The organism is bacterium (assembly GCA_021372535.1).
Classification (GTDB): domain Bacteria; phylum Latescibacterota; class Latescibacteria; order Latescibacterales; family Latescibacteraceae; genus JAFGMP01.
On sequence record JAJFUH010000187.1, the window covers coordinates 25,640 to 35,780 of the forward strand.

General features: G+C 48.4%; 9 protein-coding genes. 3 read left to right on the forward strand and 6 right to left on the reverse strand.

The annotated features are described in order from the left end of the window. Window positions 1-54: 54 nt before the first annotated feature. Entirely contained in the window at window positions 55-1,101 is a 1,047-nt protein-coding gene (locus LLG96_16725; protein ID MCE5251853.1) for a 6-phosphofructokinase, read from the reverse strand. A 522-nt stretch (window positions 1,102-1,623) separates the two neighbouring features. On the opposite strand from LLG96_16725, the gene LLG96_16730 reads away from it, so the two are divergent. The 3 genes from LLG96_16730 to LLG96_16740 all read left to right on the forward strand — a co-directional run bounded on the left by LLG96_16730 (window position 1,624) and on the right by LLG96_16740 (window position 3,284). Beyond that, window positions 1,624-2,553 carry a restriction endonuclease gene (locus tag LLG96_16730; protein MCE5251854.1) on the forward strand — a complete coding sequence of 310 codons (930 nt, stop codon included), beginning with the start codon at window positions 1,624-1,626 and terminating at the stop codon, window positions 2,551-2,553. A 231-nt stretch (window positions 2,554-2,784) separates the two neighbouring features. Beyond that, window positions 2,785-3,042, forward strand: coding sequence for a helix-turn-helix domain-containing protein (locus tag LLG96_16735; GenBank protein MCE5251855.1), 258 nt, complete (start codon window positions 2,785-2,787; stop codon window positions 3,040-3,042). Next, the gene (locus LLG96_16740) at window positions 3,042-3,284 is read left to right on the forward strand and encodes a Fic family protein (protein ID MCE5251856.1); all 243 of its coding nucleotides are present in this window, start codon (window positions 3,042-3,044) and stop codon (window positions 3,282-3,284) included. The genes LLG96_16735 and LLG96_16740 overlap by 1 nt, the downstream gene beginning before the upstream one ends. A 343-nt stretch (window positions 3,285-3,627) precedes the next feature. Here LLG96_16740 and LLG96_16745 read toward each other — a convergent pair whose 3' ends face one another. The 5 genes from LLG96_16745 to LLG96_16765 all read right to left on the reverse strand — a co-directional run bounded on the left by LLG96_16745 (window position 3,628) and on the right by LLG96_16765 (window position 9,491). Then, entirely contained in the window at window positions 3,628-4,875 is a 1,248-nt protein-coding gene (locus LLG96_16745) for a M20/M25/M40 family metallo-hydrolase (protein ID MCE5251857.1), read from the reverse strand. Between the two features lie 527 nt (window positions 4,876-5,402). Then, entirely contained in the window at window positions 5,403-6,707 is a 1,305-nt protein-coding gene (locus tag LLG96_16750; GenBank protein MCE5251858.1) for an aspartate aminotransferase family protein, read from the reverse strand. Window positions 6,708-6,729: 22 nt separating this feature from the next. Further along, on the reverse strand, window positions 6,730-7,752 hold the full coding sequence (locus LLG96_16755) for a C-terminal binding protein (protein ID MCE5251859.1): 1,023 nt from the start codon (window positions 7,750-7,752) through the stop codon (window positions 6,730-6,732). A gap of 13 nt (window positions 7,753-7,765) precedes the next feature. Beyond that, complete coding sequence (locus tag LLG96_16760) at window positions 7,766-8,854, reverse strand: Gfo/Idh/MocA family oxidoreductase (protein MCE5251860.1); 1,089 nt, start codon at window positions 8,852-8,854, stop codon at window positions 7,766-7,768. A 79-nt stretch (window positions 8,855-8,933) separates the two neighbouring features. Then, complete coding sequence (locus LLG96_16765; GenBank protein ID MCE5251861.1) at window positions 8,934-9,491, reverse strand: XRE family transcriptional regulator; 558 nt, start codon at window positions 9,489-9,491, stop codon at window positions 8,934-8,936. Between the last annotated feature and the right edge of the window lie 650 nt (window positions 9,492-10,141).

Here is a 10,141-nt window from a genome sequence, read left to right on the forward strand (position 1 = left end):
AAACCACATATTTCATAATCGGGCGCATGGAAAAGATACTTTTTCATCGCCCTCTTAACTGAAAAACAGCTTTGCCGTTTCATATTTAGTCTTATCGACAATCTTCAGCGATCCTACCGCATCCTCGAGCGATACCGCTTTCATCTCTCCGCCTTTGAGCGCAGCCATCATGCCGAATTTGCCATCGTCTATCATTTTCACAACATGAACACCGAGCCGGGTCCCGAGAACACGGTCAAATGCCGTAGGGCTTCCCCCGCGCTGGAGATGACCGAGCACGAGCGATCGGGTTTCGAAGCCTGTTTCATATTCTATCGCATTGGCGAGCGCCTCGCCGATACCTTTACCCGTGCCGAGCTGAACATGGCCGAATGCATCGAGCTGTGATGAATGGGCCACATCTTTCATGAGATCGGGTATCACCGCGCCTTCCGCAACCGCGATTATTGCCCACCGCTCACCCGATTCATACCGGCGTTTTGCCATCGCGACAATCTCGCCAACTTTGACCTCGACCTCGGGAATCAGGATCATATGAGCGCCCCCGGCTATACCGCCATGCAGCGCAATCCAGCCCGCGTGACGGCCCATGATCTCGACCACCATGACACGATGGTGGCTTTCGGTGGTCGTTCTGAGCATCTCGAGTAAATCACAGACACGGTTGATAGCCGTATCGAAACCAAAGGTGTAATCGGTCGCGTTGACATCGTTGTCGATCGTCTTCGGAACTCCGAGAACGCTGGCGCCGGCCTTGTACAGCTTCAGCGCAACACCGAGCGTATCCTCGCCACCCGATGCCACAAGCGCATAAATACCGAGTTCCTCGAGGTTCTTTTTCGCTATCTCGAAACCGTTCTCTATCTTCGCGACATTGGTTCTCGACGAACCGAGAATGGTGCCGCCGAGAAGATGAATGTCCTCGACATCCTTCAGCGACAACGTACGATATTTCTTGTCGAGAAGCCCGCGCCAGCCCTCCTCGAAACCTATGACTTCATATCCCGATTTTATTCCCTTGACAGTTACCGCCCGTATAACAGCATTCAGACCTGGTGCATCCCCGCCACCCGTTAAAATACCGATTCGCTTCTCTGCCATATTCAACTCCGTAAAAATACAGTTACTGGTTTATAAAAACTGGTTTATAGTTTCTGGTTGTATTTACATCCATGTAAAGACAGAGACTCATGGAAATATTAACAACAATCCATATACAATTCACTATTCCTTTATAGACTTAGAAAGATAAGAAAATAATTATGTAAAGTCAAGGGAGAGATATGAGTTTACTACCCTCAATTTTTTAAAAACAAGGCAGAAGGCACAAGGCAGAAGGCACAAGGGGAAAGACAAGGCACTGAGGTACAAAAGGAAAGAGTCTCGACAGGGACTTTTCGGGAATAGACCGGTATTTTAATGCCGGTCGCCATTAAATACTGAACGTATTTATCTTGACAAGGGAATAAATTTTATTTTATTGATACTCACGGCTAACAGCCCGAAAATTCATAGGAAATAAAAAGGTGGAAACGAGAAGCAACGGTAACTTATACGCGTTTATATATTTTATTATGTGATGATTAGATAATCATTCTTGGATTGACTCAAAGGAATGAAAAAATGGCTGTCCCCGATTACCAAAATATCATGTTGCCATTGCTACAGTTCGCAAAAGAACAAAAAATAGAGCTTTCCACAAATGATGCGGTTGAGGCTCTTGCATTACGCTTCGGTCTTTCGAACGATGACCTGAAAGATATGCTTCCGAGCGGAATCCAAAGCACTTTTATAAATCGAGTTGGATGGGCTGCAACTTACATGAAAAAGGCAGGATTGCTTGAGACTACACGTCGAGGTTATTATCGAATTACTGCGCGCGGGCATGAACTTCTCAAGGAAAAACCCTCGACAATTAACGTAAAACTGCTCAAGCAATATCCAGAATTCCTCGAATTTCTTCAACTCAAAGGAACGCGGAGTGGCGGGCAGAGAATTACTTCCAAAGACTTTCATGATATTGGAGTTGTTACACCATTCGAAGCCCTCGAGAATGCATATGATAATCTCCGAAACGAATTAATTGTTGAACTACTTTCTAGACTAAAAAAATTGTCCCCGTCATTTTTTGAACGGATCGTTGTCGAACTGCTCGTGAAAATGGGTTATGGTGGTTCACGTGTCGACGCAGGAAAAGCTATTGGAAAAAGTGGTGATGGAGGTATAGATGGAATAATTAAAGAAGATAAGCTCGGGCTTGATGTCGTATATATTCAGGCAAAGCGGTGGAACAATAATCCCGTTGGAAGGCCGGATGTAATGCAGTTTGCCGGAGCACTACAGGCTCAAAAAGCAAACAAAGGTATTTTCATAACGACTTCAAGATTCACTGATGATGCTCGAAACTATGTATCTCAAATCGGAAGTAAAATTGTATTGATTGATGGTGAACAGTTATCCAATCTAATGATTGACCATGATATCGGAGTATCGACGGTATCGCAGTACCCAGTGAAAAAAATCGATACTGACTATTTTGATGAAAGCATCTAATAACGCGCTCCACCGGATAGCAATTCAACTGCACTTCAATGCTCCTGGTGAGCTTTAACGTTAGTTATACTGTAACTTGAATCAACTCATCAAAATCACCGTTAAAAAGCTACCCCCTCCTTTCTCCTGTTAACCTCCCTATCTGATCTTAACACATGTTAACTCTTGCATTCACCATTACATATGGTATATTGCATGTGCGGAATTAACATATCATTGCAGGTAAAAATCATGCCAATCAAAGAGTACATCACTGTTCCCGAACTTGCCAGGCTTCTCGGGGTCAGCCGTATCGCAATCTACAACCGCGTCAAAAAAGGACAGATTCCTGCGACAAAAGCAGGCAGGAACTACATCATTACGGACCGGACTGTCAGAGACATCCTTGGCAGAGAGGTTACACCGAAGGGAAAGAAACGTATCGATGCCGCGGTTCTTAAGACGGTGCGGGAATACGGTGAAGTTCTTAAGCTTTTAGGCAGGGAATAGTGAAGACCATTACGATAGCGGAAGTGGAATACCTTGCTTTCCGGCTTGCGAAGGAGCACCTTTCTTTCGATAAGCCCCTGCCGGATTTCTCCACACGGTACCCCAATGTGCTTGAAAGCTGCGTTCTGACACCGTTTCAGCGATTCTCGGGTAAGGCGTTATACCCGACACTGGTTTCAAAGGCAGCTATTCTCTTCTATCTGATGATCAAGAATCATCCTTTTCTCAACGGCAACGAGTAAATTGCCATAACCACAGTGCTCACATTCTTATATGATAACGGCAAATGGCTGAAGGCCGACTCTCAGGAATTGTACAATTTTACTGTCTGGGTGGCTCAGAGCCCATCGGAGTTCAAGGAACAGGTCGTGTCAGCCATAGAGAAATTCATACGGGATCACATGGCAGATGCAGATTAGCATTGCCTGACAAGACTCATCCATTCTCCTCACGTAACCCGCACCTGCTGCTCGGCGTTCGAAGTGTTTCATGGTGAGCCTCCGGCATCCCCTGGTTTTTTCCCCTTCTGCCTTGTGCCTTTTGCCTTGTCTTTCCCCCTTATGCCTTCTGCCTTATGCCTTATGCCTACTCTTTTATCCCGCACCAGCTCCCGATGAAATGTAAAACACTCGCCGCTTCGAGCGCAATATCACTGAGCACCACATGCTCATGGTTGGTATGGGCGTCGTTGATACTGCCGCAACCCGTCGCCACCGTGGGAATGCCGAGGATGTTGTTGTAAAACCATGCGTCGGCGCCGTAATTGGCGGAGCCGATTTCGCTCTTGACACCCATTGCACGATACCCGTCGAGCAGGAGTTTCACCGCCTGGCCGTCGGGATCGGTTCTGCTCGTGTCGTGACGGTACGAAAAGGTCATCTCAAAGTTGTCGCGGAGCCATTCGGGGCCTCTCGTCTTCACACGTTCGACCATCTCACGCATCACTTCCTCTTTCGGTGTGGTGAGCAGGCCGAACACACCCTTGAAGACCGCCTTCTGGGGCGCCATGGCTGGCCAGTCGCCCGCTTCGAGCTGGCCGAAGGTGACCGGCATGGGATTTTTATACTTGAGGAACAGCGGATCGTCGCCGTGGGTTTTTTCGAGCAGCTCCTGGTTGTACTCCTCGATGATTTTTATTGCCTCGATAGCCATCTTGAGCGCGCTGACCGTAGTCTGCGCCGAGCCGGAATGTCCCGCACGGCCGTACACGGTGCCGGTGAACCATACCGCCCCGCGCACGGAGGTGTAGACATCGTTCGAGGTCGGTTCGAGGTTGACCGCGAAATCGGCTTGTTCGCCGCGGCGGATCAGCGCGAGTGTGCCGTTGCCGCCGGTCTCCTCCTCGATGACGATGTGGAGGATCACATCTCCCTTCGGTTTCACTCCAAGCCTTTTCATGGCAGTCAGGAGCGTCCACAGCATGGCGATCTGTCCCTTGTCGTCGCATGTTCCGCGGCCGTACATGGCGCCGTTCTCGACATACGGATCGAACGGGCGCGGCTGATCTTTCGAGGGCGGAACGACATCGACATGAGCGTTGAAACACACGCTCTTCCCGGTACCGTCTCCTTTAATGACCACACGCAGGTTGGGACGGCCCTCGTAAGGCTGATCTCCCATCCTGAAGGAATAACCGGGATCGTTGATGATGTCCTCCGGCACCGGAACCTTCTCGCACACATCGGCGATATCCCTGAACTGGTCATAGAGCCATTCCATTGCCGGGCCCTCGTAACTCGAAAGCGACTGAAACCGCACGAGCCTGTCGAGAAAAGCGGTGGTTCCGGGAAGCAGGTCGAGACATGTCTTATGGATTGTTTCACTATCGGGCATGAATATTCTCCTGTCTAAGAGCCTGAATAGAACACGGATTGACGCGGATCAGGCGGATTTTCGCGGATAATACTATAGTTCTATTTTATAAAGAATATCAAAGAATATCTTGTTATTGCTCCGGCGAATAAATAATGATACTAATTTCTGGAATAGATGCCGAAACAAGGAGTTCGGCATGACACAATCCTATGTCACTGTTTAACCACCGGAGCAATATTAAATCAGCTCAAAAATACTGATGTATTGTATTAGTATTGTCATTCCCAAGAACGAAGTGAATTGGGAATCCAGAAAAAACATCGCAATGTCATGAGCATGAGATGTTGGATTCCCGTTTTCACGGGAATGACACATTAACGGGTAACAATCATCTCATTTTAAAATTTATGCGTTGACTGAATAACCAGAAAAAATAGTATTATTCGTATGTATCCTGTCTAAAATTATTTGTTTGAACATAAATTGGCATAACACAAAGAAGGGAGCGGTCGCCCCCTCCTTCTTTATATCGAATCGCATGAATATTACAGGTTTGTGAGCACTTTTTCCATGATATCGAGGCTCTCGTCCGCCTCATCCCTCGATATGACGAGCGGTGGGGCGACACGGATGACATTGCCCGATACGGCACCGATGATGAGACCGTGCCTGCAGCATTCGTCGATGATCCTCCGGGTTGTCTGGGGATCGCGCTCCTTTGTCTTTTTGTCTTTGACTATATCGAGTCCCATGACAAGGCCGCGCCCTCTCACATCGCCGAGGTAACGGCATTTCTCCTTCATTTCGAGGAGACGGGCTTTCATGTGGCTGCCGATGGTGAGAGAGTTCTCGACAAGCTTCTCTTCCTCGAAAATGTCGAGAATGGCGTGTGACGCTGCAGTGCAGATGGGATTACCGCCCCATGTGGAGCTCATCTCGCCCTCGCCGAGGGTTTTCATGATCCTCGATTCGGCGAGCAGGCACGATATAGGCATACCCGAACCGATACCCTTGCCGATGGAGACGAGATTCGGCTTCAGGCTTTCCCATTCGAGGGCAAGGAACTTGCCGGTACGGCCGAACGATGACTGCACCTCGTCGAGAATAAAGATAATGTCATGATCTTTACACCATCCCTCAACGGACTTGAGAAAACCATCCGGAGGGAAAATGAATCCCGCCGCGCCCTGGTACGGTTCCACGATGAGCCCTGCAATAGAGCCGGTCGACTGGGCCTTCACTGATACATCCATGAAGTCGAGACACTGAGCGGCGACATCGCGGCTGTCCGAGCCGAAGGGATTACGGTACGGGTCGGGAAACGGAACCTGGAAAAATCCCGGCATGACCGGCCCGAAACCTTTTTTTGTACCCATTTTTCCGGCAAGACTCATGGTTCCCATAGTGCGGCCGTGGAAACCGCCGAAAAACGATATGATCTCGAATTTGCCGGTAAAGTGTTTTGCTACGCGAACCGCAGCATCGACAGCCTCCGAGCCCACTGTTGCGAAAAAGGCGTTATCGAGATTTTCTGGAGCCAGCCCGACCATACGTTCGGCCAGGGTGATACGTTCGACCGTGGGCGAGTCATAGCAGTTCAGAAGCCGACGGGCCTGACGGGCTATCGCATCGGCAAGCTTTGGGTGCGAATGTCCGACATTGGTAACGAGCACACCGCTTGTCCAGTCGATGAATGTATTGCCGTCCACATCCCAGACCTTGACACCCTCGGCATGATCCCAGACAACAGGTGCCTGCTGATTAAGGCAATGGGCTTCGTATTTTTCGGACAGTGCCTTGTATTGTAAAGTATTCGGCCCCGGGATAGGCGTTTTAATATTCACAACCATATGAGGTGTTTTCCTTTCATCGTTATTTATGAATCTTCATCTTGAGTCTGGGACTCGAAAGCACTTCGGGATTGACCACGCTTTTCGGGAGTTTCCCGGCAATAAACGCCTTCAGATCATCCATGATCGTATACCTGATGTCCCAGCCGCCTTCGACACTGTACCAGGCGAGGTGAGGTGTGAGCACGGCATTTCTCAGCCCGATAAGCGGGTAATCGGCTGGAGGCGGTTCCTGGTCATACACATCGATGCCCGCTCCGGCTATAACATCTTTCTTCAGCGCTGCTGCCAGATCGGGGATGTTAATCATCGGCCCGCGAGCAGTATTGATGAGAATAGCGCTCTTTTTCATCATACCAAGGGTTGCGGCATTGAACATTCCGCGCGTCTCATCGGTCACCGGTACATGGATGGTGACAATATCGGACTCACTGAGCACCTTCTCGAAAGGCGTGTGTTCGATGCCGAGCTCATCGAGCCGCGCCTTCGACAGATAAGGATCGTCCACCAGAATCCTCATGCCGAATGACCGCATCTTACGGAGAACAATGCTCCCGATGTTTCCGCAGCCGATAATCCCGAGCGTTTTTCCGCCCATACGGTAGACGGGATAGATGGGCTCGAACATCCATTTCCTGTTGGCAACCGAATCCGCGAGTATCTCACGCTGAATGAAAATCTTTCGCCAAACTGCCATCATGAGCATGATCGCCTGCTCGGCGACATCCTCGCTCGATGCTGTCGGCTGATTTGCACAGATGATGCCATTCTCGGTTGCAGCCGGAAGATTGAAATTATCGTAGCCGATACCGTGACGGATCATGACCTGGACATTGGTGAGGCCTGCCATGACCTCGGGAGTCATTTTCGCCATGTTGACCAGAATAATATCGGCGTCGGCAAAGTTTTTGATGAGCACATCAGAGGGATCGGTCTTGAACTGATAGTATGAAAAATCCACTCCGAGTTTTTTACACTGCTCCTCTTCCCATTTGAGATCGGGCTCAATATAATCGGTTATCTTGAAAACAATTTTCTTACCCATCACCGCAGTTCTCCTACAGGGTATTCAGTTCAATGACTTTACCGCCCGCCTCGGCGCTCATGTGCGTGGCGATACAGATTTTCGCAACTTCTATGCCGTCCACGGCATCCGCATAAAGTCCCTTCAGATCGGCAAGGGAACCGCCGTTGAGCACATGGTCCACATGATAGGCGAACTCCATGATGGACTCGATACCATATCCGCCATACCGGGTCCTGCCATCGGGAGTATGCTTCTCGGCATATACTCCCAGGTTGTACGACTGCTGGGTCTTGCCCTTGAGACATCCGCCTGCACCGCGATCCTGGCTGTCGACCTCGAAGATACCTTCGGTGCCTATGACACGGATACCCTGGTTGACAATCGCCTCGAATCCATCGGGGAGAATCCACGATGCATCGACCGTGAACGTGGCGCCGTTTTCGAACACGATCTGCGAAGACAGGCTGTCCCAGAATTCAAGCCCGAGGCTCCTGAGTTTCTCGCGCCTACCGGTGGCGAACACCTTGACAGCATTCGACTTGATTACCCAGCGGATAAGATCGACAAAATGCGTTCCGATGAACCAGAACGGTGATGAATCCTTTGGCCAGTTTTTGAACCAGTCGCGGGAGACCTCGATTCTATCCTCCATGTAGCCATACCCGTACTGGATTTTCCCCAGTTCCCCTTCGCGGACAGCACGTTCGAGCTCGATGTGGTACATGTCGAGACGTTTATGGTAATCCACCATGAATATCTGGCCGGGCCGCTCCTGAGAGGTTTTGAGAATCCTGCGGCAGTCCTTCATGGTTGTGGCCATGGGTTTTTCGCAGAGGACATGACACCCCATCTCGAGGCCGGTAACAGCTATGTCGGCATGGAGTGAATCGGGAGTGACCACGCTGATCGCATCGAGTTTTTCCTTCTCGATCATTTCACGATAATCGGCATAGGGTTTTATGCCGTATTCCTTCGCGGCTTTGTTCCGCTTTTCCTCGACAAGGTCGGCGATTGCAACCAGTTGTGCTTTGCCCTCGTTCTGAACCTGGGTAAAAGCCTTGAGGTGCCACTGCCCGAAAATTCCACCGCCTACTATGCCAATTCGCAAAACTTTCGACATTTCATACACTCCTTTTGTAAATTAATGATAATTAAACAGATAATTCCCCAGTTATACTCATTCAATTAAAATGATCGATTTATGTAAATATACTGATGAAAATAATTTTTGATTTTTTTTCGGCCTTGAGCCTGTGACGGTATGAGCCGTGAAAATAAACCGACTCCCCCTCATCGAGCCTGATAACCTTGTCTTCAATTTCCACAGTTATATTCCCTGACAGTACATGGGCAAACTCATTGCCGTCAAACGAGTCATGCGGCGCGGTCGTCATCCCTTCATCCATCTCCGTGATGTAAATTGATACGCGCTTATCCATCATAATCGGGGCAAAATCATGCAGAGTTACACCCTCGGCGGAAATGAGCTTCTGTTTGTTTTTTTCAATTTTGAAGATACGGGGTTCGGCCACATCCTCGATAAGATAGGTCAGTGTGGTATTGAGGGCTTTTGCAATTTCGAGTATCGTGCTTAGTTTAGGGCTGTATATGCCCTTTTCTATATTCGATATGGTTACTGAACTAACACTGGTTTTTTTACTGAGATCCTCTATGGACATGTTGCGGGAAAGTCTGAGGGTGTTGATTCTGCGTCCGACTACATTGATGCGTTTCGTAAACGTGCTTTCTTTGGACATTTCATCATCTCCCTCTGTATTTATTCATGATATGCACAACAGATTTTCTTGACGAAGAGACAATCATTGTTTCAGCTTGAACTCCCTCGGATAAACAGTCAAAATCATGAAGAAAATCCCGGATTGCTAAACAGAATCAGGCTGCACGGTAAACCGATTATGTGAGGGCAGGATAAAAAATGAATATTCCACCGAAATAGTGAGCAATTCCATTATTGAACTCAGCATCTTAAAATAATGAAATTATTCCTCATGAGTCAAGCTTTTTTGGAGAGTCCAAAGGAATGTTTGCGAATGCTCACTTTTTTAAAAAAAACTTTATAAGAAATCTTTAGTGTTTATTTCATTCCGTACAAACAAAAAAGGTGATGAAAACTTTTTTATTGCTCTAAAATGGGGGAGATGGCCTGAAAAAAATATCTTGCACCGATCATTTCAAATCGTTATATTATTCACAAATTGATGTCCCGCGGTGAAGGGCAACCTGATACCCAGGGGCTGTAAATACTGCATATCCTGAGGCAGCCGGTTATAAAAACCGGTCCCGAGGGGTTGCCTGTTTTTATTAGCCCCGGCGTGTGTTTGCCGGGTTTTTTTTGTTTAAGGGGTAATGACATGGAAAATTCTGAAAAGAAGGTTGCGGTAATCAG

Bases quoted from the DNA above. Each gene is read 5' to 3' on its own strand.
- LLG96_16725 (MCE5251853.1), bottom strand. From the start codon at position 1,101: ATGGCAGAGAAGCGAATCGGTATTTTAACGGGTGGCGGGGATGCACCA.
- LLG96_16735 (MCE5251855.1), top strand. From the start codon at position 2,785: ATGCCAATCAAAGAGTACATCACTGTTCCCGAACTTGCCAGGCTTCTC.
- LLG96_16755 (MCE5251859.1), bottom strand. From the start codon at position 7,752: ATGGGTAAGAAAATTGTTTTCAAGATAACCGATTATATTGAGCCCGAT.
- LLG96_16760 (MCE5251860.1), bottom strand. From the start codon at position 8,854: ATGTCGAAAGTTTTGCGAATTGGCATAGTAGGCGGTGGAATTTTCGGG.
- LLG96_16730 (MCE5251854.1), top strand. From the start codon at position 1,624: ATGGCTGTCCCCGATTACCAAAATATCATGTTGCCATTGCTACAGTTC.
- LLG96_16750 (MCE5251858.1), bottom strand. From the start codon at position 6,707: ATGGTTGTGAATATTAAAACGCCTATCCCGGGGCCGAATACTTTACAA.
- LLG96_16765 (MCE5251861.1), bottom strand. From the start codon at position 9,491: ATGTCCAAAGAAAGCACGTTTACGAAACGCATCAATGTAGTCGGACGC.
- LLG96_16745 (MCE5251857.1), bottom strand. From the start codon at position 4,875: ATGCCCGATAGTGAAACAATCCATAAGACATGTCTCGACCTGCTTCCC.